Origin of the sequence: Variovorax paradoxus (assembly GCF_024734665.1) — a bacterium.
Taxonomy (GTDB): Bacteria; Pseudomonadota; Gammaproteobacteria; order Burkholderiales; family Burkholderiaceae_C; genus Variovorax.
On sequence record NZ_CP102931.1, the window covers coordinates 427,783 to 451,803 of the forward strand.

The following is a 24,021-nucleotide window of genomic DNA, read 5'->3' on the forward strand; positions in this document are numbered from 1 at the left end:
AATGAGCATGACTGCTTCGTTGACCGAGAGCTACGGCAAGGGCGCCACCGACGTCCCCCTCATCGAACAACCCATCGGCGACTTCTTCGACGACATGGTCGCGATGCAGCCCGACCGCGAGGCGCTCGTCAGCCGCCACGAAGGCCAGCGCTACACCTATCGCGAGCTGCAGGCCGAATCGAACAAACTCGCCAGCGCGTTGCTGAACCTCGGCCTTGCGCCCGGCGACCGCGTGGGCATCTGGTCGCACAACAACGTGGCGTGGGTGCTGATGCAGATCGCCACCGCCAAGGTCGGCCTCGTCCTAGTCAACATCAACCCGGCCTACCGCACCTCCGAGCTCGAATACGCGCTCAACAAGGTCGGCTGCAAGGCGCTGGTGACGATGGCGCAGTTCAAGACCAGCGACTACCTCGGCATGCTGCGCGAGCTGGGTTCGAAGAAGCTGCCGCAGCTGGCACACACCTTCTGGATCGACAAACCCGGGCAAGGTGACGAGCAGCCCGGCTTGCAGCGCTTCTCGCAACTGCTCGCGAGCGGCGATGCCGGCGACCCGCGCATCGCACAGGTCCAGAAGACGCTGAAGGCCACCGACCCGATCAACATCCAGTTCACCAGCGGTACCACTGGCTTTCCCAAGGGCGCGACGCTTACGCACCGCAACATCCTGAACAACGGCTTCTTCATCGGCGAGTGCATGAAGCTCTCGCCCGCCGACAGGCTGTGCATTCCGGTGCCGCTGTACCACTGCTTCGGCATGGTGCTGGGCAACCTGGCCTGTCTTACGCACGGCTCGGCCATCGTGTACCCGAACGACGGCTTCGACCCGCTCACCGTGCTCGAGACCGTGCAGGCAGAGAAGTGCACCGGCCTGCACGGTGTGCCCACCATGTTCATCGCCGAGCTCGACCATCCGCGCTTCAAGGAGTTCGACCTGTCGACGCTGCGAACCGGCATCATGGCCGGCTCGCCATGCCCTATCGAGGTGATGAAGCGCGTGGTCAGCGAGATGCACCTGAGCGAGATCACCATCGCCTACGGCATGACCGAGACCAGCCCCGTGAGCTGCCAGAGCAGCACCGATACGCCGCTGGACCGCCGTGTGTCGACCGTGGGCACGGTGCAGCCGCACCTCGAAGTGAAGATCGTCGACCCCGAGACCGGTGCCGTCATGCCGAGCGGCCAGTCGGGCGAGCTGTGCACGCGCGGCTACTCCGTCATGCACGGCTACTGGGACGACGAGGCCAAGACCCGCGAAGCCATCGACGCCGAGCACTGGATGCACACCGGCGACCTCGCGACCATGGACGGCGAGGGCTACGTCAACATCGTCGGCCGCATCAAGGACATGGTGATCCGCGGCGGCGAGAACATCTACCCGCGCGAGATCGAAGAATTTTTGTACCGCCACCCGAAGGTGCAGGACGTGCAGGTCGTCGGCCTGCCCGACAAGAAGTACGGCGAAGAGCTGTGCGCCTGGATCATCGTCAAGCCCGGCCAGAGCGCCACCGAAGAAGAAGTGCGCGAGTTCTGCAAGGGCCAGATCGCGCACTACAAGGTGCCCAAGTACATCCGCTTCGTCAGCGAGTTCCCGATGACGGTGACCGGCAAGATCCAGAAATTCAAGATCCGCGATGCCATGACCGAGCAACTCGGCCTTAGCCAAGAAAAGACAGCATGAGCCAACTCGAAACCAAACTCAACGCCCGCTCGGCGGATTTCCAGGCCAACGCCGCAGCCATGCGCGCGATGGTCGACGACCTGCGCACGCAGTTCGCGAAAGTGGAGCAGGGCGGCGGCGAGGCCGCGCGCGCCAAGCACACGGCACGCGGCAAGCTGCTGCCGCGCGATCGCGTGGCCGAGCTGCTCGACCCGGGCACGCCCTTTCTTGAAATCGCGCCGCTGGCCGCGCATGCGATGTATCTCGACGGCAAGGGAGCCGAGTCGGCGCCGGGCGCCGGCATCATCACGGGCATCGGCCGCGTGAACGGCGTCGACTGCATGATCGTCTGCAACGACGCGACGGTGAAGGGCGGCACCTACTACCCGATGACGGTGAAGAAGCATCTGCGCGCGCAGGAGATTGCCGAGCAGAACCGCCTGCCCTGCATCTACCTCGTCGACTCGGGCGGCGCCAACCTGCCGAACCAGGACGAAGTGTTCCCCGACCGCGAGCACTTCGGCCGCATCTTCTACAACCAGGCCAACATGAGCGCCCAGGGCATTCCGCAGATCGCGGTGGTCATGGGCTCGTGCACGGCCGGCGGCGCGTACGTGCCGGCGATGAGCGACGAATCGATCATCGTGAAGAACCAGGGCACCATCTTCCTGGGCGGCCCGCCGCTCGTGAAGGCGGCCACGGGCGAGGTGGTGACGGCCGAAGACCTTGGCGGCGGCGACGTGCACACGCGCCTGTCGGGCGTGGTCGACCACCTCGCGCAGAACGACCTGCATGCGCTGGCGCTCGCGCGCTCGGCGGTGGCCAACCTCAATGCGAAGGCGGCCGAGGCCCCGGCCAAGGCCGAGGTGCGCGCGCCCGCGTTCCCGCGCGAGGAACTCTACGGCGTGATCCCTACCGACACGCGCAAGCCCTTCGACGTGCGCGAGATCATCGCGCGCGTCGTCGACGGCAGCGAGTTCCACGAGTTCAAGTCGCGCTTCGGCGCCACGCTGGTCTGCGGCTTTGCCGAGATCGAGGGCATGCCGGTGGGCATCGTTGCCAACAACGGCATCCTGTTCAGCGAGTCGGCGCAGAAGGGCGCGCACTTCATCGAGCTGTGCTGCCAGCGCAAGATTCCGCTGGTGTTCCTGCAGAACATCACCGGCTTCATGGTGGGCCGCAAGTACGAGAACGAAGGCATCGCGCGCCACGGCGCCAAGATGGTGACGGCCGTGGCCACCGCCAACGTGCCCAAGTTCACCATCATCATCGGCGGCAGCTTCGGCGCCGGCAACTACGGCATGTGCGGCCGCGCGTACAGCCCGCGCTTCCTCTGGATGTGGCCCAACGCGCGCATCAGCGTGATGGGCGGCGAGCAGGCCGCGAGCGTGCTGGCCACCGTGAAGCGCGACGGCATTGAACTGAAGGGTGGCAGCTGGAGCAAGGAAGAAGAAGAAGCCTTCAAGGCGCCGATCCGCCAGCAGTACGAAGACCAGGGGCACCCTTACTACGCCACCGCGCGGATCTGGGACGACGGCATCATCGATCCGGCGGACACGCGGCGCGTGCTGGCGCTGGGGTTGGCTGCGGCACGGAATGCGCCGATTCCAGAGCCGAAGTTCGGCATCTTCCGCATGTAAGGCTCGGGACGGAAACGCTCTCATGACGCTGCGCCGGCTCACACTCATCGCCGCCTTGCTTTGCGTAGCGCTGGGCGCGCACGCGCAAAGCGTGGCGCGCCGCGACATCGAGATACCGATGACGGTCAAAGGCTTCTTCGGCGAGTCGCACATCAAGCTGGCCGCCACCGAATACAGGCCAGAGGGCGACGGACCGTTCCCGGTGCTGGTGATCAACCACGGCACGCCGCGCTCGCCTGCCGACTTTCCGAAGACGCAGGACCGCTATGCGCGGCAGGCCGAGATGTTCGCGAAGCACGGCTTCCTGGTCATCAATCCGCTGCGGCGCGGCTATGGCAAGTCCGACGGGCCGTGGGCCGAGAACTACTTCAGCTGCGCCAACCCCGACTACGTGCAGGCCGGCCTCGAAACCGCGAAGGACATCAGCGCCGCGCTCGACTACGCGCGCACGCTGCCGTATGCCGACGCGCAGCACATGGTGCTGCTCGGCAAATCGGCCGGTGGCTTCGGTGTGCTGGCGTTGTCGAGCCTGAACCCCGAGGGCGTGGTCGGCACCATCAACTTTGCAGGCGGGCGCGGCTCGCGCGGGCCGGACGACGTATGCAACGAAGCGAAGCTGGTCGATGCCTTCGGCCGCTACGCATCGACCACCAAGGTGCCGATGTTGTGGGTCTATTCGGAGAACGACCACTTCTTCGGCCCCGCATTGGCGAAGCGGCTGCTGGAGGCCTACAAAGCCAAGGGCGTCGACGTGCGTTTCGAGGGCGTTCCGCCCTACGGCAGTGACGGCCATGCCTTCTTCGAAGGCCGCGACAACGCCGCCATCTGGGTGCCGATGGTGGACCAGTTCCTCGCGAAGCTGGGGTTGCCCCGGCACCTGCAATGACGACAAGACAACGGACATGAGCGACTACACAAAACTGCAACTGACCCTCGAAGGCACCATCGCCCGCATCTGGCTCGACCAGCCCGACGCACGCAACGCCTTCGACGACATCGTCATCGCCGAGCTGACGCAGGCCTTCACCGAAGCCGGCGCCGCGCCGCAGGTCAAGGCCATCGTGCTCGGCGCCAACGGACCGGCCTTCTGCGCGGGCGCGAATCTCAACTGGATGCGCCGCATGGCCGACTACACGCGCAGCGAGAACGTCGCCGACGCGGGCAAGCTGGCTGCGATGCTGCGCACCATTGCCGAGTGCCCCAAGCCCACCATCGCGCGCGTGCAGGGCGATGTGTATGCGGGCGGCATGGGGCTGGTGGCCGCGTGCGACATGGCCGTGAGCGTGGACACCGCGTGGTACTGCCTGAGCGAAGTGAAGATCGGCCTCGTGCCCGCGACCATCAGCCCGTACGTGCTGCGCGCGATGGGCACGCGCGCTTCGCAGCGCTATTTCCTCACGGCCGAGCGTTTCACCGCTGCCGAGGCGCATCGCATCGGTTTCGTGCATGAAGTGGTTGCTGCCGATGCGCTCGATGCCAAGGTCGACGAGCTCGTGAAGGCATTGACCGGCGCGAGCCCTGCGGCCGTGCGTGCCTGCAAGCAGCTGATTGCCGATGTTGCCGACCGCGAGATCGACGACGCGCTGATCGCGAAGACCGTCGAGGGCATCGCCGACATCCGCGCGAGCGACGAAGGCCGCGAGGGGGTGCAGGCCTTCCTGCAGAAGCGCAAGCCCTCGTGGCTGGAAACTAACAAGGCCTGAGCACCATGGCGCACGACGCACTCATCGAGCGCATGGACGCGTGGCTGGCCGCGCATCGCGCGGACTACCACGCGGTGCTGCAGCCCGGCGTGAGCGACGCTGACCTCGACGCATTCGAAGCGAAGTTCTCGCTGAAGCTGCCAGAGGCCTTTCGCGCGCTCTACCGCTGGCGCAACGGCCAGCCGAACAGCAGCTTCGACAGCCTGCAGGACAACCGCATGTTCAGCGCGCTCGAGGACATCACCGACACCAAGGAGATGTTTGACGACATGATCGGCTCCGACTTCGAAGACCCGGCCACGTGGCGGCGCGGCTGGGTGCCGTTTCTGTCGAACGGCGGCGGCAGCCACTTGTGCGTGGACATCGACGCCGAAGGCGGCGGCGAGGCCGGCCAGCTGATCGCCTTCTGGAAGGCGGACGAAGACCGCCCCGTCGAACATGCGTCCGTCCATGCATGGCTCGCGGACCTCGTCGCTTCCATGGAAGCCGGCACCATCGAATTCGACTGAGCGAGAGCCACCATGAACACCAGCCTCGACATGCCCCAGCTGATCGCACTGGCCGCCGCCATCGGCTGGGCCAGCGGCGTGCGGCTTTACCTGGTCGTGCTGCTGACCGGCGTGGTGGGCTACTTCGGCTGGGTGCCGCTGCCGAGTGGGCTGCAGTTGCTGGCGCATCCGGTCGTGATCGCGGCCAGCGGCTTCATGGTGTTCATCGAATTCTTCGCGGACAAGATCCCCGGCCTCGATTCGCTGTGGGACGTTGTACACACCGCCATCCGCATTCCGGCTGGCGCGGCGCTCGCGGCCAGCGTGTTCGGCGCCGACCATGGCGTGATGGCCGTCGTCGCGGCGCTGGTGGGCGGCAGTTTCGCGGCCACGGCGCATGCGGCCAAGGCCACGACGCGCGCGGCCATCAACACATCGCCCGAGCCGTTTTCGAACGTGGGCGCTTCGCTGGTCGAAGACACGATGGTGCCGGCGGGCCTGTGGCTCGCGGTGGCGCACCCCTTCGTCTTTCTCGTGCTGTTCGTGCTGGTGCTTGTGCTGAGCGTGTGGCTCATCCGCAAGAGCTGGCGTTTCCTCAGGGCGCTGTTCGCCCGCGTGGCTCGCATCTTCAGCGGCCGACCCGATCCGGGCGTGGTGCCCGCGTTCCAACTGAAAAAGAATCCTCCGGGAGACACTCCGAATGTTTAAGAAGATCCTCATTGCCAACCGTGGCGAGATCGCATGCCGTGTCGCGGCTACCGCGCGTCGCATGGCCATTCGCACGGTCGCCGTGTACTCCGATGCCGACGCGCACGCCAACCACGTGCGTGCCTGCGACGAGTCGGTGCATCTCGGCGGCAGTGCCCCGAAGGACAGCTACCTGCGCTGGGAAAAGATCCTCGAAGCCGCCAAGGCCACGGGCGCTGAGGCTGTGCATCCGGGCTACGGCTTCCTCAGCGAGAACGAAGAATTCGCGCAGGCCTGCGCCGACGCGGGGCTGGTCTTCATCGGCCCGCCGCCCTCGGCCATCAAGGCGATGGGCCTGAAGGCCGAGTCGAAGCAGCTGATGGAAAAGGCCGGCGTGCCGCTGGTACCTGGCTACCACGGCCACGACCAGAACCCGCAGCTGCTGCAGCGCGAGGCTGATCGCATCGGCTACCCGGTGCTCATCAAGGCCAGCGCCGGTGGTGGCGGCAAGGGCATGCGCGCGGTCGACAAGGCGGAAGACTTTGCCGCTGCGCTGGCCTCTTGCCAGCGCGAGGCCATCAACAGCTTCGGCGACGACGCGGTGCTGATCGAGAAGTACGTGCAGCGCCCGCGTCACATCGAGATCCAGGTGTTCGGCGACGCGCACGGCAATTACGTCTATCTGTTCGAGCGCGACTGCTCGGTGCAGCGGCGCCACCAGAAGGTGCTCGAAGAAGCGCCCGCGCCCGGCATGACTGAGGCGATGCGCAAGCAGATGGGCGATGCCGCCGTGGCTGCGGCACGCGCCGTGAACTACGTGGGTGCGGGCACGGTGGAGTTCATCGTCGAGCAGCGCGAAGGCGGCGAGATGAACTTCTTCTTCATGGAGATGAACACGCGCCTGCAGGTCGAACACCCTGTGACCGAAGCAATCACAGGCCTCGATCTTGTCGAGTGGCAACTGCGCGTGGCTTCGGGCGAGACGCTGCCCGCGAAGCAGTCGGAGCTGCAGATTCACGGCCATGCCATCGAGGCACGCATCTGCGCCGAGAACCCCGACAACAACTTCCTGCCCGCCACTGGCACGCTGCGCGTGTACCGCAAGCCGCAGGCGACGGCCTTCCAGCGCAGCCGCGTGCGCATCGACGATGGCGTGCGCGAGAGCGGCGAGATCTCGCCCTTCTACGACTCGATGATCGCCAAGTTGATCGTGCACGGCACCACGCGCGAAGAAGCGCTGGCCCGGCTCGATGCGGCACTGGCGCAGGTGCAGATCGTGGGCGTGTCGACCAACGTGCAGTTTCTGCGCGGCATTCTGGCGACCGAGTCGTTCTCGAAGGCCAACCTCGACACCGCGCTGATCGAGCGTGAGCGCGCCGTGCTGTTTGATCGTGAGGCGCTGGGCCTGCCGCTGGCCGCGGCCGCCGCGATCACGCGCACGTTGATCACCGAATGGCCCGCGAAGATGCCTGACCCCTTCGCCCGCCGTGATGGTTGGCGTTCGCACGGCGAGTACCTGCGCCGCTTCGACTTCGAGTTTCGCGGCGCAGAACAGATCGCCCTGCTGACCTACAAGCGCGACGGCAGCCTGTGGCTCGAAGCCGGCGGCGCCGAAGGCCCGCTGGTGGTCGGCCAGTTCCCGACGGGTGAATTCGAGGTCGAGTTCGCGGGCAATCGCCAGACGCTCGACGTGCATCTCGACGGCGCCACGGCCCACATCTTCGCGTCGAAGGGCGCCACGAAGATCACCGCCATCGATCGCCTCGCCCACGCTGGCGACACGCAGGCCGAAGGCGGCCGGCTCACTGCGCCGATGCCGGGCAAGGTCGTTTCCTTCGCGGTCAAGGCCGGCGACAAGGTCAGCCGCGGCCAGCCGCTGGCGGTGATGGAGGCCATGAAGATGGAGCACACCATCGCAGCACCGGCCGATGGCACGGTGGAAGAACTGATGTTCGCGCCGGGCGAGCAGGTGGCCGAAGGCGACGAGTTGCTGCGAATGGGTGCCGCGGCCGCCTGAAAAAACTTAACCCCGTTCCGGGCGCCTGCCCGTATCAGCTGCGGTAGTCATCACTCAAGGGAACTCTCCATGACCTATCGCACGCCTTCCGGTTCGCCCCGTTTCCTCTTTGCCCGCCACCGCGCGGGCATCGTCCTGCTGGCCCTGGCGGCCGCGCTGTCGCTGTCCGGTTGCGACCGCAGGAACGACGAGACTGCCACGCTCGCCGAGCCGGCCTCGCCGCCGCCCGCGCCCATGCAGGCTGCAGCTGGCTATGCCGGTGGCATGGCCATGAGGAAGGAGGCGCGGATGCGTTCTGCGGAACCGGCCTCCGCACCGTCGGCCACCGACCAGTCGCAGGACAACACGCCGCTGCAGCGCTTCCTGGCCGTGCGGCAGGACTTGAACGTCGAAGTGCCGGCCGAGCAACTGGCCGACGCCTGGGGCAAGGTGCGCGACCTGTGCGGCTCGCTGAAGTGTGAGCTGTTGTCTTCCTCCCTGCTGCGCGAGACACCGCAGCAGCCCGGCAACGCCATGCTCGAAATGCGCGTGGAACCCGCCGACGTCGACAGGCTGCTCGGCGGCCTGGCCGGCGTGGCGAACGTGGTCTCGCACACCACCACCAGCGAGGACAAGACCGCCGAGGTGATCGACGTCGAGGCCCGCATCAAGAACCGCACCGAGTTCCGCGACAGCCTGCGCACGATGCTGCGAGACACCGTCACCAAGCGCACCATGGCCGATCTGCTGGCCATCCAGCGCACGCTGTCGGACACGCAGGCCGAGCTCGACGCCATCGCCACGCAGCGCAAGGTGCTGGCGCAGCAGACCAGCAAGCAGCACATCCAGATCCAGTTCACGCCCAAGCGCGCGCTGGTGAGCAGTGGCGAGGGCTACAGCCCGATGCGGCAGGCGCTTCGCAATGCAGGCACGGTGCTGGCGGAAAGCGTGGGCTCGCTGATCACCTTCATCGCGGCGGTATTGCCGTGGCTGGTGCTGGTGGTGCTGCCAGTGGGATGGCTGGTGCGCGTGCTGTGGCGTCGTCGCCGCGCCACAGCCAGGGAAGCCAAGTAAGTAAGATCGCGGGAGGGTCGGTTTGAGGCCCTTTTTCTTACGCAGGAGCCTTTCTCGATGCCGGATCCGCTACGTCTCTACGTGGATGCCCAGTTCACCAGCCCCTATGCCATGTCGGTGTTCGTGGCGCTGCATGAAAAGCAGCTGGACTTCGACTTGTCCCCCGTCGACCTCGGGGCGCTGGAGCACCGGGCGGCCGGCTTCTCGCAACTGTCGCTGACACAGCGCGTGCCGACGCTGGTGCACGGCGACTTCTCTCTGTCGGAGTCGTCCGCGATCACCGAGTACATCGACGAGACCTTCGCGCAGGGAACGGCGCTGTACCCGGCCGAGCCGCGTGCCCGAGCCCGCGTGCGCCAGGTGCAGGCATGGCTTCGCAGCGACCTGATGCCGATTCGGCAGGAGCGCTCGACCGAGGTGATCTTCTACGGCCCGGCGAGCGCACCGCTGTCGGCGGTGGCGCACCAGTCGGCGAAGACGCTCTTCCAGGTGGCGCAGGCGCTGCTTGCTGATGACGCGGAGAACCTGTTCGGCGAGTGGTCCATCGCCGACGTCGACCTGGCGCTGATGCTGAATCGCCTGGTCATGAACGGAGACGCCGTGCCGCAGCGGCTGGCGTCGTACGCGGACCGGCAGTGGCAGCGGCCGTCCGTCCAGAGCTGGGTGGCGCTGGAGCGGCCGCTGCGCTGAGGGCGAGGGCGGCCCGTCAGCCCACCACCACTTCGCTGATCTGTATTACCGGCGCGATGTCGGTGTAGTTCTTCACGTCGCCCCTGATCTCCTTCGCATGCGGTCCGAAGGCATTCTGGAAGGCCTCGACCGATTCGGCGAACACGTGGCACATGGCGACGTAGGTGGGCGCGGAGTCCGGTGCGCCGCCGGTAAGGCCCTTGTCGATGGTGTACGAGAGGCATGCGTCGCCCATGCGGGCCTTGATCAGGGGCATGTGCTTTTCGCGGTAGTAGTCGTGATCGAACCGTGCGCCGGGGGCGTGGGGATACATCACGCTGAATTTGATCATGTAGGGGTCTCCTGAGGTGAGCGTTCGAGGATAGGAGATGGCCAGTGCCCGCACAAGCCGAGGGCGACGCGGGCGCGACCTAAGATGCGTGCCCATGCGAATCACCGTCTACCTCACCGACAACCGCCCAGACCCCTGGATCGAAGGCCTGAAGGCCGAACTCCCCGACGCCGTCATCGAAGCATGGAAGCCCGGCGCGCCGCAGGCCGACCATGCCGTGGTCTGGGCGCCGCCGCAGGAGTTTCTCGATGAGCAGCCCAAGCTGCGCGGCATCTTCAACATCGGCGCGGGCGTCGACGCGCTGCTCAAGCTCAAGGTGCCGGCGCACACGCGCATCGTGCGGCTCGACGACGCGGGCATGTCGGTGCAGATGGCCGAGTACGTCTGCCACACGCTCATTCGCCATTTCCGCGAGTTCGACGCCTACGAGGCCGATGCGCGCGAGGGCAAGTGGAGCTACCGCAAGCCGAAGCTGCGGCGTGACTTTCCGGTCGGCATCATGGGCCTGGGAGTGCTCGGCGAGCGCGTGGCCAAGGCCGTGGCGCAGTTCGAGTTTCCGGTGCTGGGCTGGAGCCGTTCGCCAAAAGAGATCGACGGCGTGCGAGTGTTCAGCGGCGAGGCGCAGTTCGACGAGTTCCTGTCGTCCACGCGCGTGCTGGTCAACCTGCTGCCGCTGACCGAGGCGACGCGCGGCATCCTCAATCGCAACACGCTGGGCAAGCTGCGGCCCGAGGGCTATCTCATCAGCATCGCGCGCGGTGGCCATCTGGTGGAGGACGACCTCATTCCGATGCTCGACGCGGGCCAGCTCGCGGGCGCGACGCTCGATGTGTTCCAGGTCGAGCCGCTGCCGGCGGAGCATGCCTTCTGGCGGCATCCCAAGATCACCGTGACACCGCACGGCTCGGCGCGCACGCTGCGCGAGGAGTCCATCACCCAGATCGCCGGGAAGATCCGTGCGATGGAGCAGGGCCTGCCGGTCGCCGGCGTGGTCGATCCCGCGCGCGGCTACTGACGGCACAAGCTGCGTCAGGCCCGCCGGAATAGGGTGCGGGCAGGGGAAACCCCGAAGCGCAAGTTTTTCACAAGTATGAAAATCTTTTCATGACTGTGAAAACCGCGTTTCGGGTGATCGAGATCGTCGAGCTCTTCGCCCGCGAGAAGCAGCCGCTGGCGTTGTCCGAGATGGCGCGCCTGCTCGACATGCCGGTGTCGAGCTGCCTGGGCCTGATCCGCACGCTCGAAGAGCAGGGCTACATGTACGAGACCGGCCGCCGCCAGGGCTACTACCCGACGGGCCGGCTGCTTGCGATGGCGCAGGTCATCGCCGCCCACGACCCGGTGCTCGACCGGGTGAAGGCCACGCTCGAGGAACTGCGCGACACCGCGCGCGAGACGGTGGTCTTCGCCAAGTTCCGCGATGCGGGCCTGGTGGTCTACCTGGAAGTGCTGAGTGCACCGCAGAGCATCCGCTACACGGCCGAGTCGGGCGAAACGCGCCCGGCCTACGCCAACTCGCTGGGCCGCGCGCTGCTGTCCACGCTCGACGCCGAAGCGCGCCGCAAGCTGCTGGACGGCATGACGCTCGCGCCGCTGACCGAGGCCACGCTCACCACCGCCGACGCCATCGAGGCCGAGCTGCAGCGCTCCGCCGCACGCGGCTGGTACGGCAACGTCGGCGAAAGCATTCCCGACCTGATCGGCCTCGCATGGCCGTTGCGCATCGGCGGCGAGGCCTATGCCATCTCGGTTGCAGGTCCGCGCTATCGCATGGAGGCGCGCATCGAGGAGATCGCCGCAATGCTGCGCTCGGCCTGCCTCGCCATCGAACCCAAGACAGAAAGCCCCCGATGACTGCAACGACCGCTGCTCCACGCTACTTCGTCCGCGAGGATGAGATCACCGGCTACCACCCCGCCAACCACACCGGCACGCTGAACAAGCGCCTGATCGGCCCCGAGACCGTGGGCGCGAAGCAGCTCGAAGTGCTGGTCGGCCACATCCAGAAGGGCAAGGGCGCGCTGCCGCATGCGCACCCGGGCATCGAGCAGGTCTGCTACATGCTCGAAGGCCGCGCGGTCGCCGAGGTGGGCGGCCAGCGGCAGGAGCTGCGCCCGGGCGACAGCTGCTTCTTTCCCGCCGACGCGATGCACACCTTCACGGTGGTGAGCGACGAGCCGGTGCGCGTGCTGGTGATCTACAGCCCGCCGTACGAGGAATCGCCGGAGCGCGTGATCCGGCCCTGAACTGACAGCACAACAACCGGAGACAAACCACATGCAGACAACGAAGAACGCGATCGGGAAACCGGTCGCGGTGGCGAACCGCCGCCGTTTCATTTCCATCGGCGCGGCCGCGGGGCTTGCCGGCACCGCGCCATGGGCCTTCGCGCAGGACGGCTACCCGAAGCAGCCGATCAGGCTCGTCGTGCCCTTCGCGGCCGGCAGCGGCACCGATGCAGTGGCGCGCATCACCGGGCAGATGCTCGGCGAGGCGCTCAAGGCTTCGGTCATCGTCGACAACAAGGCCGGCGCCAACGGCGTGATCGCGGCCGAGTTTGTCGCCAAGGCACCGCCCGACGGCTACACGCTGTTCATGACGACCAACACCACGCACTCGGCCAACCCGAGCCTGATGAAGTCGCTGCCCTACGACCCGGTGAAAGACTTCGCGCCCGTCAGCCGCATGGGCAACCTGCCGTTCATGCTGGTGGTCAACAACGACCTGCCTGTAAAGAGCGTGGCCGAGCTGCTGGCCTGGGGCCGCGCGCACCCCGGCAAGCTGACCTATGCGAGCGGCAACAGCACCGGCATCGTGAGCGGCGCCACGCTGTCGCGAATGAGCGGCGTGCCGATGCTGCACGTGCCGTACAAGAGCACGCCACCGGCCATTGCCGACCTGATCGGCGGGCAGGTGTCGATGATGGTGGTCGACCTCGCCGCGGGCCTTGCCACGGTGAAGGCCGGCAAGATGCGCGCGATTGTCGTCACCACGCAGGAGCGCACCAAGCTCTTTCCCGAACTGCCGCCGCTGGCCGACACGCCGGAGCTGAAAGGCTTCGACATCACTTCGTGGAACGGCGTGTTCGCGCCGGCCGGCACGCCGCGCGACATCGTGCTGAAGCTCAACAAGGCGCTGTCCGAGATGGCGAACGGCGCGGCCTTCCGTGAGCGCGTGGCGAAGCTGGGCTTCGATGCCTTCGGCAGCACGCCGGAAGAGCTGGGCGCGTTCACCGTGTCGGAGCTTGCGAAGTGGAAGAAGCTGATCCAGGCTGCGGGGATTCAGCCCGAATGAGTGCGACCGGACCTCTGGAAGGCATCCGCATCCTCGACCTCACGGCCGTGGTGATGGGCCCGTATGCGACGCAGACGCTTGGCGACCTCGGCGCCGACATCATCAAGGTCGAGCCGCCCGGCGGCGACAACCTGCGCGCCGTCGGCCCGATGCGCCACCCGGGCATGGGTGCGATGGCGATGCACCTCAACCGCAACAAGCGCTCCATCGTGCTCGACCTCAAGCAGCCCGAGGGGCGCGAGGCTTGCTTGAAGCTGGCCGCGGGGTGCGATGCGCTGATCTACAACACGCGGCCGCAGGCGATGGCACGGCTCGGGCTGGGCTACGAAGCCGTGGCTGCGGTGAACCCGAAGATCGTCTACCTCGGCGCCTTTGGCTACGGCGAGCAGGGGCCCTATGCCGGAAAGCCCGCCTACGACGATCTGATTCAGGGCGCAGCGGGTGTCGCCTCGCTGTTCGCGCAGCAAAGCGGCGGCGCGCCGCGCTACGCACCCGTCACGCTGGCCGACCGCGCCGTCGGCCTGCAAGCCGCCATCGCATTGCTCGCCGCAGTGCTGCATGCGCAGCGCACCGGCAAGGGCCAGGCCGTCGAAGTGCCCATGTTCGAAGCCCTGTCGCAATTCGTCATGGGCGACCACCTCGGTGGCCACAGCTTCGAGCCACCGCTCGGCCCCACTGGCTATGCGCGCCTGCTCGCACCGCATCGCAAGCCCTACGCCACGGCCGACGGCTACCTCAGCGTGCTCATCTACAACGACAAGCACTGGCAGGCCTTCTTCGACGTGATCGGCCGGCCCGAGCTGCGCAGCTCGCCGATATTCGGCACGCACACCGCGCGCGCCGCGAACATCGGCGCGGTCTATGCCTTCGTGGCCGAGGTGATGGCCACGCGCGGCAGCGACGAATGGTTTGCCGCGCTGAGCGCCGCCGACATTCCCGTCGCGCGCCTGCACAGCACCGACAGCCTGCTCGATGACCCGCACCTGCGCGCCGTCGGTTTCTATCCCGAGTTCGATCACCCCACGGAGGGCCGCATCCGCACCCTCGCGCCGGTCGGCCGCTACAGCGCCACGCCCACCGCCATCCGCCGCCCCACGCCGCGCATCGGCGAGCAGAGCGTGGAGCTGCTGCGCGAAGCGGGCTACGGCGATGAAGCCATCGAACGCATGCTCGAAAGCGGCGTCACGCTGCAACCGGGCCCATTGAAGAAAGACGGCGAAGAATGAATTTCTCCCTGAACGAAGACCAGCGCTCGCTGGTCGCGGCCATCGAACGCCTTTGCGAAGACTTTCCCGCCGACTACTGGCGCGACCACGACGACCGTGCCGTGTTCCCGCACGAGTTCCACCGCGCCGTGGCCGACAGCGGCTGGCTCGGCATCGCCATGCCTGAGGCGCAGGGCGGCGCGGGGCTCGGCATCACCGAGGCGGCGCTGATGATGCGCGCCATCAGCGCATCGGGCGCGGGCATGTCGGGCGCGTCGTCGGTGCACATGAACATCTTCGGGCTCAACCCGGTGGTGGTGTTCGGCAGCGAGGAGCAGCGCCAGCGCTTCCTGCCGCCGCTGATCGCTGGCAAAGAGAAAGCCTGCTTCGCCGTGACCGAGCCCGACGCGGGGCTCGACACCACCAGCCTCAAGACGCAGGCGGTGCGCCAGCCGAACGGCAGCTACCTGCTGCACGGCCGCAAGATCTGGATATCGACCGCGCAGGTGGCCGACCGCATGCTGATCCTCACGCGCACCACGCCGCTCGACCAGGTGAAGAAGCCTACGCAGGGCCTCACGCTGTTCTACACGCCGCTGGACCGCAGCAAGGTCGAGGTGCGCGAGATCCACAAGCTGGGCCGCGCGGCGGTGGACTCGAACATGCTCTTCATCGACGGGCTCGAAGTGCCCGAGGCCGACCGCATCGGCGAGGACGGGCGGGGCTTCGAATACATCCTGCACGGCCTCAACCCCGAGCGCATATTGATCGCGGCGGAAGCCATCGGCATCGGCCGCGCTGCGCTGCGCATCGCCTCGCAGTACGCGCAGGAGCGTGTCGTGTTCGGCCGGCCCATCGGCCAGAACCAGGGCGTGGCACATCCGCTGGCGCGTGCGTGGGCCAATCTGGAAGCCGCAGATCTGATGATGCTCAAGGCCGCCACGCTGTACGACGCCGGCGAGCCCTGCGGCATCGAAGCCAATGCCGCCAAGTACCTCGCGGCAGAAGCTGCTCACGACGCCTGCCAGAACGCAGTGCTCACGTTGGGTGGCATGGGCTATGCGAAGGAATATCACGTTGAGCGCCTGCTGCGCGAGAGCTACATTCCGCGCATTGCACCCGTGAGCCCGCAGATGATCCTGAACTTCATCGCCGAGAAGGCGCTAGGGCTGCCCAAGTCTTACTGATCCGCACCACCACGCCATGAACAACGACGCCACCGTCGCCCGCCACCTCGTCATTCGCGGCCGTGTGCAGGGCGTCGGCTACCGCTGGTCGATGGTGCAGGCTGCGAAGCGGCTCGGCGTGCGCGGCTGGGTGCGCAACCGGCGTGACGGCAGCGTGGAGGCGCTTGCAGCCGGCGGGGCTGTCGCGGTGGAAGAGTTGATCCGCTGGGCGCACCAGGGGCCGGACGGCGCGCGCGTGGATGCGGTCGAGGCGACCGATGCCGCGACCACGGACGGCCCCGACGACTTTGAGCAGCGCGAAACCGCCTAGCGCCCGACTGGCATCATTTGCAACCCCACAGGCGCGCATTGCTACCTTCCGCGACTTGTGTACCGAGCAGGGCATTTCCATGTGTCGGACAATCGACGGCGGTTTCTCATCCTCCCGAGACACAAGAGACATCCCATGAAACTCCCCACCAAAGTCGAGGTCGTCGACGTCGGCCCGCGCGACGGCCTGCAGAACGAAAAGCAGCCGGTCTCCGCCGAAATCAAGATCGGACTCGTGCACCGCCTGCAGGACGCGGGGCTCAAGGAGATCGAGGTCACCAGCTTCGTCAGCCCCAAGTGGGTGCCGCAGATGGCCGACAACGCCGAGGTGATGCACGGCATCAAGCGCAAGCCCGGCGTGCGCTATTCGGTGCTCACGCCCAACATGAAGGGCTTCGAGGCCGCCATCGCCGCGCCGCGCGAAGAGTGGCCCGATGAGATCGTGGTGTTCGGCGCCGCGAGCGAGGCCTTCAGCCAGAAGAACATCAACTGCTCCATTGCCGAGAGCATCGAGCGCTTCGCACCCGTGGTGGCCGCGGCGCGCGAGAAGGGCATCTACGTGCGTGGCGCCATGTCTTGCACCGTGGGTTGCCCCTATGAAGGCGAGATTGCGCCGGCCAAGGTCGCATACCTCGCGCAACTGATGAAGGGCATTGGCGTGCAGCGCGTGGACGTGGCCGACACCATCGGCGTGGGCACGCCGCGCAAGGTGCAAGCGGCGATGGAGGCCACGCTGGCGCACTTCGACGTCGACGCCATTTCAGGCCACTTTCACGACACCTACGGGCAGGCGCTGGTCAACACGCTGGCGGCGCTCGAGATGGGCGTGTGGAACTTCCAGTCGTCCTCGGCCGGCCTGGGCGGCTGCCCGTACGCCAAAGGCGCGACCGGCAACGTGGCGACCGAAGACGTGGTCTACATGCTGCACGGCATGGGCATCGAGACCGGCATCGACCTCGACAGGCTGATCGACGCGGGCGTGTACATCAGCGAGGCGCTGGGCCGCGAGCCGAACTCGCGTGCCTCGAAGGCCATCCGTACCAAGCGGGCGGGTTGAAGCATGGATCTGCAAGTCTGGCTCGCATTCCTGGTGGCGAGTTGCGTCATCGCCGTGTCGCCCGGTTCGGGCGCGGTGCTCAGCATGAGCCATGGGCTCAGCTACGGCGTGCGGCGCACCACGGCGACCATCGTCGGGCTCCAGCTGGGGCTCGCCGTGATCCTGCTGGTGGCCGGGCTCGGCGTGGGCGCGGTGCTCACCGCCTCGGCCACCGCGTTCACGGTCATCAAGGTGGTCGGCGCTTGCTACCTTCTGTGGCTGGGCTGGCGCCAGTGGCGCGCGCCCGTTGCGAAGATCGACGGCAACGCGCAGGAGGCGGCTTCCGAGCCCGACCTCACGGCGCCGCAGCGCGTGCTGCGCGGCTTCCTGACCAACGTGACCAACCCCAAGGGCATCGTCTTCATGGCGGCCGTGCTGCCGCAGTTCATCCAGCCGACACGGCCGCTGTGGCTGCAGTTGCTGGTGCTGCTGGCCACGACGGTGATGGTCGACGTGACCGTGATGCACGGCTACGCCTGGCTGGCCGCGCGGCTGCAGGGCGTGCTTCGCAGTGTGCGGGCCCGGCGTGCGCAGAACCGCGTGTTCGGTGGCGTGCTGATGGCGATGGGCGCATTCCTGTTCGCGTTCAAGCGCAGCGCGTAGCCGCTGCGAACCTGTTTCCCTTTTTCCCGGCACCACGGTGCCAGGTGCCTGATAGATTCGAATCCATGTGCGGCTCTGAACTCCACTCCCTCCCCGAAGGTGTCCAGCGCGTCTCCCGCGTGCTGCAGGACGCCGGCCACCCCCATTCGCCACGCATGCTCGACGACGCCTGCCGCACCGCGCAGCAGGCGGCCGACGCGCTCGGTATTTCCGTCGGGCAGATCGCCAAGAGCATCATCTTCCGCCGCAAGAGCGACGAAGTGGCGGTACTGGTCATCACCTCAGGCGACAAGCGCGTGGACGAGAAGAAGGTCGATGCGCTGGTCGGCAAGACCGGCCGCGCCGACGCCGACTTCGTGAAGGCGCGCACCGGCTTCACCATCGGCGGCGTCTCGCCCGTGGGGCATGTGACCAAGCCCGTGGTGCTGATCGACCGCGAGCTGTTCCGCTTCGAGGAAATCTGGGCGGCCGCGGGCCATCCGCATGCGGTGTTCCAACTGCGCCCGCACGATCTCGAAAAACTCACCGGCGCGCCGGTGGCGGACGTGGTGTGAATTTCGACGAGGCCGAAACGCTTGCCGAACGCGCCGTGGCCGTGCAGGCCATGGTGGAAGACGTGCCCTCGCCGTGCTCGTCGGTGTGCCGCATGGACCGCCTGAGCGGCTTCTGCGAAGGCTGCCTGCGCACCATTCCCGAGATCGCGGGCTGGAGCAAGATGGAAGACGAAACGCGGCGCCACGTCTGGCGAGCGATAGAGTTGCGGGCCAAGGCCGGCATCTGGCGGGCTCCAGCCGACACAGGAGACAGGCACGCATGAAGCACATCGACTTCTATCTCGACTTCATCTCGCCCTACGCGCACCTTGCGTTCGAGCACCTGCCCGAGGCGCTCGAAGGCCTGAGCTACAGCGTGGCCTACAAGCCGGTCCTGCTGGGCGCGCTGCTCAAGCAGCACGGGCAACTCGGCCCGGCGGAGATTCCGTCGAAGCGCAGCTGGACGTATCGCCATGTGCTCTGGCTGGGCCACGCGAACGGCATCGAGATCGAGATGCCGGCCTCGCACCCTTACAACCCGCTGCCGCACCTGCGGCTCGCCGTGTCCACGAGCGATGACGGCAGCATCAGCCGCCTCGTGGCAGAGACCGTCTTCCGTCACGTGTGGCGCGGCGGTGAAGAAGCGGGCGACGCCACGCGCCTCGCCGCGCTCACCGCGCAATTGAAGCCGAAGCGCGAAGCGAACAGCGACGAGAGCAAGGCTCTGCTCAAGCGCAACACCGACGAGGCCCTGCAGCTCGGCGTGTTCGGCACGCCGGCCTATGTGGTCGACGGCCGCCCGTTCTGGGGCTTCGACGGCCTGCAGATGCTGCACGCCTACCTGGCGGGCGACGCATGGTTCGACGGCCCGCAATGGACGTCTGCGGACCAGCGCCCATCCCTGCTGCGCAGCAGCAAGAACCAGGCACCTAGGTAAAACCCGGTAAGGGCCGAATTTCTTACAGGCTGAAACGCGCTGCGCGGGTTTCACCCTAATCCGTAAGCGTCGGTTCAGTTTCGCGCAAGGCTCGGGTCAGTCGCGCCTCCAAGAATGCCTCACGGTCCCGAATGCCGGGAACCGCAACGAACGCATACACAGGAGATGACCAATGGCAGCCACACTAGATTCGAGGGGAGTGCCGCATCCGGCCCCCCGGCCCATGTCAGCGGAGGAGAAGAAAGTCATCTTCGCCTCCTCGCTCGGCACCGTGTTCGAGTGGTACGACTTCTACCTCTACGGTTCGCTGGCCGCGATCATCGCCAAGCAGTTCTTCAGTGGCCTGGATGCGGGCGCGGCCTTCATCTTCGCGCTGCTGGCGTTCGCCGCGGGCTTCCTGGTGCGTCCGTTCGGCGCCATCGTGTTCGGCCGCCTGGGCGACATGATCGGGCGCAAGTACACCTTCCTGGTCACGATCCTGATCATGGGCCTGTCGACCTTCATCGTCGGCCTGCTGCCCAGCTACGCGACCATCGGCGTTGCGGCGCCGGTGATCCTGATCGCGCTGCGCATGCTGCAGGGCCTGGCGCTCGGCGGTGAATACGGCGGTGCCGCCACCTACGTGGCCGAGCACTCGCCGCACGGCAAGCGCGGCGCCTACACCTCGTGGATCCAGACCACGGCAACGCTCGGCCTGTTCCTGAGCCTGCTGGTGATCCTGGGCGTGCGCGAATGGTTCGGCGAAGCGGTGTTCAACGACTGGGGCTGGCGCATTCCGTTCCTGGTGTCGATCCTGCTGCTGGGCATCTCGGTGTGGATCCGCCTGTCGCTGAGTGAATCGCCGGCCTTCCAGAAGATGAAGGCCGAGGGCAAGACCTCGAAGGCGCCGCTGTCCGAGTCGTTCGGCGAGTGGAAGAACCTGAAGATCGTCATCCTGGCGCTGGTCGGCCTCACGGCGGGCCAGGCGGTGGTCTGGTATTCGGGCCAGTTCTACGCGCTCTTCTTCCTGACGGCGCAGCTGAAGGTCGATGCGACCACGGCCAACCTGATGATTGCCGCCGCGCTGCTGCTGGGCACGCCCTTCTTCGTGATCTTCGGAACGCTGTCGGACAAGATCGGCCGCAAGCCGATCATCATGGCCGGCTGCCTGCTTGCCGTGGTCACCTACTTCCCGGTCTTCAAGATGCTGACTGAAGCCGCCAACCCCGACCTGGCCCGCGCACAGGCCACGGCCGCCGTCACGGTGACGGCCGACCCGGCGACCTGCTCGTTCCAGGGCAATCCGGTGGCCCGCGAGATCGACTTCCGCAGCTCGTGCGACATCGCCAAGCGCTACCTCGTGCAGAACTCGGTGAGCTATGAGAACGTGGCCGGCGCGCCGGGTTCGAAGGCCATCGTGAAGATCGGCGACAAGTCGGTCGAGGCGCCCGTCGGCAACGTCGCGAACTCCAAGTTCGATGAAAACTCCGCCAAGGAAATCGCTGCCTTCAAGAAGGGCGTGGCCGAAGACCTGAAGGTCGCAGGCTACCCGGCCAAGGCCGACCCCGCCAAGATCAACAAGGTGATGACCATCGTGTTGCTGTTCTGGCTGGTGCTGCTGGTGACGATGGTCTACGGCCCGATCGCGGCGATGCTGGTCGAGCTGTTCCCCACGCGCATCCGCTACACCTCGATGAGCCTGCCGTATCACATCGGCAACGGCTGGTTCGGTGGCCTGCTGCCGACCACGGCCTTCGCCATCGTGGCCTCCACCGGCAACATGTACAACGGGCTTTGGTATCCGATCATCATTGCCGGCATCACGCTGGTGGTGGGCACGATCTTCATCCGCGAAACCAAGAACGTGGACATCTACGCGAACGACTGAGCGTCGCTCGCACAGGAGGGCGCCATGCCCTCCGTTCAACAAAGAGGCTTCATGCCAACCGCATGAGGCCTTTTTCTTGAACCCTCGAATCAATCAACCTCGTCAGGAGACAACACCCATGTGGAAACTCGTCGTCGGCTTCGTCATCTTTGCCGCCATTGCTCTGTACGTGATCTCCAAGGCCGGCGACAAGGTCGACATGTCGGGCGAGAAGCACGGTGGCGATACCACCACGCACGAGCCTGCGCCCGCCGCTGCGCCCAAGTAAGGCGCCGCCTTATCTTTTGAATTTGCCGTCGCTGACGATCGAAAGGTCTACGAAGTCGATGCCCGTGTGGTCCGTCGGCGAATAGCTCACGTCGAGCCCGCCGCCCACGTCGTACTGGAAGTTGTTGAGCGTGGCGATGAGCTTTGCGCGCGTGGGCTTCGGGCCCGTGCGGCGCAGCGCCTCCACCATCACCTTGGTGGCGACGAAGCCTTCGAGCAGCGCCGGCGACAGGTCGTTCTGGCCCTTGGCCTTGGCCAGCGCCAGCGCTTCCTTGATGAGCGGGTGGCCGAAGGAGCGCTCGTAGGGCAGCACCTGCGTGATGATCACGCCGGCGCTGGCCGAGCCCAGTTCCTTGATGAAGCCCGAGGCCGCGTTGTTCGACAGCGTGATGATCTGCGCCGCCGAGCCCGCGGCGCGCAGCGCCTTGATGCCGTCGGTCACGGCAGTGCCCGAGCCGATCCACAGCACCGCCTGCGCGTTGGCCTTGGTCAGCTGCGGAACGATCGCCGCGAAGTCGGGCTTGTTGCGGTCGGCCAGCGCGATCACGGCCGGCTTCAGGTTCGCTTTCTCGAAGCCCTTGTTCGCGCCTTCCATCGCGTCCTTGCCGAAGGAATCGTCGGCCTGCACCACGGCAATGCGCTGGATGCCGGTGGTCTGCAGATGCTGCACGGCCTTCTCAGCCTCGCGCTGGTAGGTCGAGCGCACGTTGAAGATGTTCTTTTGCAGCGGCTTGTGCAGCGCCATCGCGCCGGTCGAAGGGCCGACCAGCGCCACGCCGTACTTGTCGAGCAGCGGAATCACCGCGAGCGTGTTGGGCGTGCCGCGGTTGAGCAGCAGCGCGACGACCTTCTTGTCTTCGATGAGCACGCGCGTGTTCTCCAGCGAGCGCTTGGCGTCGAGGCCGTCGTCCATGCGGATCACCTCGATCTGCTCGCCGTTGATCCCGCCCTGGGCATTGACCTGGTCGATGACCAGCTGCGAGCCCATGATGGTTTCCTTGACGCTGGCCGCCACCGGGCCCGAAAGGTCGGCCGACTGGCCGATCAGGATCTGGGCCGTTGCGCCCTGGGCTGCCATGGTCAGGAGCAGCGCCACGGCGCAGGACGTGAACGTCTTTTTCATCGAGCAAAGCCTTTCCACGAAGCGGAGTGCTTCTGTCAGCAGGTGTGTAATGTGTTGCTGAACGTCACTTGCCGCCAGTTCGCGGAAACCCTGTCAGAACAAGGTTTGCAGAACGCCCAAAGCCAACGGCCCGCCGGTTGTGTCGGCGGGCCGTTGGTTCGAGGAATGGCGTTATCGAGGGGCGGGGCTCAGCGCTTGAAGCGCCCGTCGCTGATGATCGACAGGTCCGCGAAGTCGATGCCGCTGTGGTCCTGCAGCGAATAGCTCACCTCCAGGCCGCCGCCCAGGTCGTAGCCCTTGAGGCTTTCGAGCGCAGCGACCATCTTCGCGCGCGTGGGCTTGGGCCCCGCGCGGCGCAGCGCCTCCACCAGCACCTTGGCCGAGGCAAAGCCTTCGAGCATGGCCGGCGACAGCTCCGCCTGGCCCTTGGCCTGTGCGAGTGCCAGGGCTTCCTTCACCATCGGCTGGCCGAGCGAGCGCTCGTTCGGGAACACCTGCGTCACGATCACGCCCTTGCTCGCGTCGCCCAGCTGCTTGATGAAGCCCGACGAGGCGTTGTTCGACAGCGTGACCACCTGCGCCGCCGAGCCGCTCGCGCGCAGCGCCTTGATGCCGTCGACCACGGCAACGCCCGAGCCGATCCACACCACGGCCTGCGCATCGGCGTCCTTGATGGCCGGCACGATGACCTTGTAGTCGGGCTTGTCGCGGTCGGCCGGAATGGTCACGACCGGCTTGGCCTTGCCCTTGGCAAAGCCGGTCATCGCGCCTTCGAGCGCGTCCGTGCCGAACGAATCGGTCACGTGCACCACCGCGATCCGCGTGAGGCCGATGGTCAGCAGGTGCTGCACCGCCTTCTCGGCCTCGCGCTGGTAGGTGGCGCGCACGTTGAACACGTGCTTTTGCAGCGGCTTGTGCAGCACCATCGCGCCGGTGGAGGGGCCGATGAGCGCCACGTCGTACTTGTCGAGCCACGGGATGATGGCCTGCGAGTGCGGCGTGCCGCGGCTCATGAACAGCGCCAGCACCTTCTTGTCCTCGATCAGCACGCGCGCGTTCTCGCTGGCGCGCTTCACGTCGAAGCCGTCGTCCATGCGCAGTATTTCGATCTTCTCGCCGTGGATGCCGCCCTGGGTGTTGACCGAGTCGATCAGCAGTTGCGCGCCGCCGATGGTCTCGTTCACGCTCGCGGCCACCGAGCCGGTCACGCCGGTGGTCTGGCCGATCAGGATCTGGGCCGATGCGCCCACGGCGCTGAAGGCCAGGAGGGCGGCGGCGCAAAGCATGCGCGTCGTCGTCTTCGTCATGGAAATCTTTCGAGGGAATGGGGG

The 24,021-nt window shown here is 66.6% G+C and carries 26 protein-coding genes; 23 read left to right on the forward strand and 3 right to left on the reverse strand.

Going from position 1 to position 24,021, the window contains the following annotated elements:
• Position 1 precedes the first annotated feature (1 nt).
• The 9 genes from NWF24_RS01990 (at position 2) to yfcF (ending at position 9,938) form a co-directional block, all read left to right on the forward strand.
• Entirely contained in the window at positions 2 to 1,681 is a 1,680-nt protein-coding gene (locus NWF24_RS01990; RefSeq protein WP_258352757.1) for an AMP-binding protein, read from the forward strand.
• Complete coding sequence (locus tag NWF24_RS01995) at positions 1,678 to 3,300, forward strand: carboxyl transferase domain-containing protein (protein WP_258352758.1); 1,623 nt, start codon at positions 1,678 to 1,680, stop codon at positions 3,298 to 3,300. The genes NWF24_RS01990 and NWF24_RS01995 overlap by 4 nt, the downstream gene beginning before the upstream one ends.
• A 22-nt stretch (positions 3,301 to 3,322) precedes the next feature.
• On the forward strand, positions 3,323 to 4,186 hold the full coding sequence (locus tag NWF24_RS02000; RefSeq protein WP_258352759.1) for an alpha/beta hydrolase family protein: 864 nt from the start codon (positions 3,323 to 3,325) through the stop codon (positions 4,184 to 4,186).
• A 16-nt stretch (positions 4,187 to 4,202) separates the two neighbouring features.
• Positions 4,203 to 5,003 (forward strand): enoyl-CoA hydratase/isomerase family protein, encoded by an 801-nt coding sequence (locus NWF24_RS02005; protein WP_258352760.1) that lies wholly within the window; start codon positions 4,203 to 4,205, stop codon positions 5,001 to 5,003.
• Positions 5,004 to 5,008: 5 nt separating this feature from the next.
• The gene (locus tag NWF24_RS02010; RefSeq protein ID WP_258352761.1) at positions 5,009 to 5,512 is read left to right on the forward strand and encodes an SMI1/KNR4 family protein; all 504 of its coding nucleotides are present in this window, start codon (positions 5,009 to 5,011) and stop codon (positions 5,510 to 5,512) included.
• Positions 5,513 to 5,524: 12 nt separating this feature from the next.
• The gene (locus tag NWF24_RS02015) at positions 5,525 to 6,199 is read left to right on the forward strand and encodes a DUF4126 domain-containing protein (RefSeq protein ID WP_258352762.1); all 675 of its coding nucleotides are present in this window, start codon (positions 5,525 to 5,527) and stop codon (positions 6,197 to 6,199) included.
• Positions 6,192 to 8,195 carry an acetyl-CoA carboxylase biotin carboxylase subunit gene (locus tag NWF24_RS02020; RefSeq protein WP_258352763.1) on the forward strand — a complete coding sequence of 668 codons (2,004 nt, stop codon included), beginning with the start codon at positions 6,192 to 6,194 and terminating at the stop codon, positions 8,193 to 8,195. Before NWF24_RS02015 ends, NWF24_RS02020 begins: the two co-directional genes overlap by 8 nt.
• A 69-nt stretch (positions 8,196 to 8,264) precedes the next feature.
• On the forward strand, positions 8,265 to 9,248 hold the full coding sequence (locus NWF24_RS02025) for a DUF4349 domain-containing protein (protein WP_258352764.1): 984 nt from the start codon (positions 8,265 to 8,267) through the stop codon (positions 9,246 to 9,248).
• A 57-nt stretch (positions 9,249 to 9,305) separates the two neighbouring features.
• Positions 9,306 to 9,938 carry a glutathione transferase gene (gene yfcF, locus NWF24_RS02030; protein ID WP_258352765.1) on the forward strand — a complete coding sequence of 211 codons (633 nt, stop codon included), beginning with the start codon at positions 9,306 to 9,308 and terminating at the stop codon, positions 9,936 to 9,938.
• Positions 9,939 to 9,954: 16 nt separating this feature from the next.
• Here the strand turns inward: yfcF and NWF24_RS02035 are convergent, their stop codons facing one another.
• Positions 9,955 to 10,269: an EthD family reductase gene (locus NWF24_RS02035; protein WP_093056743.1), complete on the reverse strand. Its 315-nt coding sequence runs from the start codon at positions 10,267 to 10,269 to the stop codon at positions 9,955 to 9,957.
• A gap of 94 nt (positions 10,270 to 10,363) precedes the next feature.
• Here NWF24_RS02035 and NWF24_RS02040 point away from each other — a divergent pair, with 94 nt between their 5' ends.
• The 14 genes from NWF24_RS02040 (at position 10,364) to NWF24_RS02105 (ending at position 21,568) form a co-directional block, all read left to right on the forward strand.
• Entirely contained in the window at positions 10,364 to 11,284 is a 921-nt protein-coding gene (locus NWF24_RS02040) for a 2-hydroxyacid dehydrogenase (protein WP_097197900.1), read from the forward strand.
• Between the two features lie 89 nt (positions 11,285 to 11,373).
• Entirely contained in the window at positions 11,374 to 12,123 is a 750-nt protein-coding gene (locus NWF24_RS02045; RefSeq protein ID WP_258352766.1) for an IclR family transcriptional regulator, read from the forward strand.
• Entirely contained in the window at positions 12,120 to 12,515 is a 396-nt protein-coding gene (locus NWF24_RS02050; protein ID WP_258352767.1) for a cupin domain-containing protein, read from the forward strand. Before NWF24_RS02045 ends, NWF24_RS02050 begins: the two co-directional genes overlap by 4 nt.
• 31 nt (positions 12,516 to 12,546) lie before the next feature.
• On the forward strand, positions 12,547 to 13,563 hold the full coding sequence (locus NWF24_RS02055; protein ID WP_258352768.1) for a Bug family tripartite tricarboxylate transporter substrate binding protein: 1,017 nt from the start codon (positions 12,547 to 12,549) through the stop codon (positions 13,561 to 13,563).
• A complete protein-coding gene (locus NWF24_RS02060; RefSeq protein WP_258352769.1) occupies positions 13,560 to 14,789 on the forward strand; it encodes a CaiB/BaiF CoA transferase family protein in 1,230 nt (409 codons plus the stop codon). Before NWF24_RS02055 ends, NWF24_RS02060 begins: the two co-directional genes overlap by 4 nt.
• The gene (locus NWF24_RS02065) at positions 14,786 to 15,955 is read left to right on the forward strand and encodes an acyl-CoA dehydrogenase family protein (protein WP_258352770.1); all 1,170 of its coding nucleotides are present in this window, start codon (positions 14,786 to 14,788) and stop codon (positions 15,953 to 15,955) included. The genes NWF24_RS02060 and NWF24_RS02065 overlap by 4 nt, the downstream gene beginning before the upstream one ends.
• Positions 15,956 to 15,971: 16 nt before the next feature.
• Positions 15,972 to 16,265, forward strand: a complete 294-nt coding sequence (locus NWF24_RS02070) for an acylphosphatase (RefSeq protein ID WP_258352771.1) — start codon at positions 15,972 to 15,974, stop codon at positions 16,263 to 16,265.
• Positions 16,266 to 16,400: 135 nt separating this feature from the next.
• Positions 16,401 to 17,321 (forward strand): hydroxymethylglutaryl-CoA lyase, encoded by a 921-nt coding sequence (locus tag NWF24_RS02075; protein ID WP_258352772.1) that lies wholly within the window; start codon positions 16,401 to 16,403, stop codon positions 17,319 to 17,321.
• Positions 17,322 to 17,324: 3 nt separating this feature from the next.
• Positions 17,325 to 17,963, forward strand: coding sequence for a homoserine/homoserine lactone efflux protein (gene rhtB / locus NWF24_RS02080; protein ID WP_093056734.1), 639 nt, complete (start codon positions 17,325 to 17,327; stop codon positions 17,961 to 17,963).
• A gap of 65 nt (positions 17,964 to 18,028) precedes the next feature.
• Entirely contained in the window at positions 18,029 to 18,517 is a 489-nt protein-coding gene (locus NWF24_RS02085; protein WP_093056785.1) for a YbaK/EbsC family protein, read from the forward strand.
• On the forward strand, positions 18,514 to 18,780 hold the full coding sequence (locus NWF24_RS02090) for a DUF1289 domain-containing protein (RefSeq protein WP_258352773.1): 267 nt from the start codon (positions 18,514 to 18,516) through the stop codon (positions 18,778 to 18,780). The genes NWF24_RS02085 and NWF24_RS02090 overlap by 4 nt, the downstream gene beginning before the upstream one ends.
• The gene (locus NWF24_RS02095; protein WP_258352774.1) at positions 18,777 to 19,433 is read left to right on the forward strand and encodes a 2-hydroxychromene-2-carboxylate isomerase; all 657 of its coding nucleotides are present in this window, start codon (positions 18,777 to 18,779) and stop codon (positions 19,431 to 19,433) included. Before NWF24_RS02090 ends, NWF24_RS02095 begins: the two co-directional genes overlap by 4 nt.
• A 172-nt stretch (positions 19,434 to 19,605) precedes the next feature.
• Entirely contained in the window at positions 19,606 to 21,300 is a 1,695-nt protein-coding gene (locus tag NWF24_RS02100; protein ID WP_258352775.1) for an MFS transporter, read from the forward strand.
• Between the two features lie 118 nt (positions 21,301 to 21,418).
• On the forward strand, positions 21,419 to 21,568 hold the full coding sequence (locus NWF24_RS02105; protein WP_019656389.1) for a hypothetical protein: 150 nt from the start codon (positions 21,419 to 21,421) through the stop codon (positions 21,566 to 21,568).
• A 9-nt stretch (positions 21,569 to 21,577) separates the two neighbouring features.
• Here the strand turns inward: NWF24_RS02105 and NWF24_RS02110 are convergent, their stop codons facing one another.
• Entirely contained in the window at positions 21,578 to 22,690 is a 1,113-nt protein-coding gene (locus tag NWF24_RS02110; RefSeq protein ID WP_258352776.1) for an ABC transporter substrate-binding protein, read from the reverse strand.
• Between the two features lie 188 nt (positions 22,691 to 22,878).
• A complete protein-coding gene (locus NWF24_RS02115) occupies positions 22,879 to 23,997 on the reverse strand; it encodes an ABC transporter substrate-binding protein (RefSeq protein ID WP_258352777.1) in 1,119 nt (372 codons plus the stop codon).
• Positions 23,998 to 24,021 lie beyond the last annotated feature (24 nt).

Excerpts from the sequence above, each read along its gene's own strand:
- NWF24_RS02075 (WP_258352772.1), top strand. The coding sequence starts at position 16,401 with ATGAAACTCCCCACCAAAGTCGAGGTCGTCGACGTCGGCCCGCGCGAC.
- NWF24_RS02040 (WP_097197900.1), top strand. The coding sequence starts at position 10,364 with ATGCGAATCACCGTCTACCTCACCGACAACCGCCCAGACCCCTGGATC.
- NWF24_RS02060 (WP_258352769.1), top strand. The coding sequence starts at position 13,560 with ATGAGTGCGACCGGACCTCTGGAAGGCATCCGCATCCTCGACCTCACG.
- NWF24_RS02055 (WP_258352768.1), top strand. The coding sequence starts at position 12,547 with ATGCAGACAACGAAGAACGCGATCGGGAAACCGGTCGCGGTGGCGAAC.
- NWF24_RS02005 (WP_258352760.1), top strand. The coding sequence starts at position 4,203 with ATGAGCGACTACACAAAACTGCAACTGACCCTCGAAGGCACCATCGCC.
- NWF24_RS02050 (WP_258352767.1), top strand. The coding sequence starts at position 12,120 with ATGACTGCAACGACCGCTGCTCCACGCTACTTCGTCCGCGAGGATGAG.
- NWF24_RS02020 (WP_258352763.1), top strand. The coding sequence starts at position 6,192 with ATGTTTAAGAAGATCCTCATTGCCAACCGTGGCGAGATCGCATGCCGT.
- NWF24_RS02015 (WP_258352762.1), top strand. The coding sequence starts at position 5,525 with ATGAACACCAGCCTCGACATGCCCCAGCTGATCGCACTGGCCGCCGCC.
- NWF24_RS02115 (WP_258352777.1), bottom strand. The coding sequence starts at position 23,997 with ATGACGAAGACGACGACGCGCATGCTTTGCGCCGCCGCCCTCCTGGCC.
- NWF24_RS02105 (WP_019656389.1), top strand. The coding sequence starts at position 21,419 with ATGTGGAAACTCGTCGTCGGCTTCGTCATCTTTGCCGCCATTGCTCTG.
- NWF24_RS02035 (WP_093056743.1), bottom strand. The coding sequence starts at position 10,269 with ATGATCAAATTCAGCGTGATGTATCCCCACGCCCCCGGCGCACGGTTC.
- NWF24_RS02010 (WP_258352761.1), top strand. The coding sequence starts at position 5,009 with ATGGCGCACGACGCACTCATCGAGCGCATGGACGCGTGGCTGGCCGCG.
- NWF24_RS02100 (WP_258352775.1), top strand. The coding sequence starts at position 19,606 with ATGGCAGCCACACTAGATTCGAGGGGAGTGCCGCATCCGGCCCCCCGG.
- NWF24_RS02065 (WP_258352770.1), top strand. The coding sequence starts at position 14,786 with ATGAATTTCTCCCTGAACGAAGACCAGCGCTCGCTGGTCGCGGCCATC.
- NWF24_RS02025 (WP_258352764.1), top strand. The coding sequence starts at position 8,265 with ATGACCTATCGCACGCCTTCCGGTTCGCCCCGTTTCCTCTTTGCCCGC.
- yfcF (WP_258352765.1), top strand. The coding sequence starts at position 9,306 with ATGCCGGATCCGCTACGTCTCTACGTGGATGCCCAGTTCACCAGCCCC.
- NWF24_RS02095 (WP_258352774.1), top strand. The coding sequence starts at position 18,777 with ATGAAGCACATCGACTTCTATCTCGACTTCATCTCGCCCTACGCGCAC.
- NWF24_RS01995 (WP_258352758.1), top strand. The coding sequence starts at position 1,678 with ATGAGCCAACTCGAAACCAAACTCAACGCCCGCTCGGCGGATTTCCAG.
- rhtB (WP_093056734.1), top strand. The coding sequence starts at position 17,325 with ATGGATCTGCAAGTCTGGCTCGCATTCCTGGTGGCGAGTTGCGTCATC.
- NWF24_RS02085 (WP_093056785.1), top strand. The coding sequence starts at position 18,029 with ATGTGCGGCTCTGAACTCCACTCCCTCCCCGAAGGTGTCCAGCGCGTC.
- NWF24_RS02110 (WP_258352776.1), bottom strand. The coding sequence starts at position 22,690 with ATGAAAAAGACGTTCACGTCCTGCGCCGTGGCGCTGCTCCTGACCATG.
- NWF24_RS02000 (WP_258352759.1), top strand. The coding sequence starts at position 3,323 with ATGACGCTGCGCCGGCTCACACTCATCGCCGCCTTGCTTTGCGTAGCG.
- NWF24_RS01990 (WP_258352757.1), top strand. The coding sequence starts at position 2 with ATGAGCATGACTGCTTCGTTGACCGAGAGCTACGGCAAGGGCGCCACC.
- NWF24_RS02045 (WP_258352766.1), top strand. The coding sequence starts at position 11,374 with ATGACTGTGAAAACCGCGTTTCGGGTGATCGAGATCGTCGAGCTCTTC.
- NWF24_RS02070 (WP_258352771.1), top strand. The coding sequence starts at position 15,972 with ATGAACAACGACGCCACCGTCGCCCGCCACCTCGTCATTCGCGGCCGT.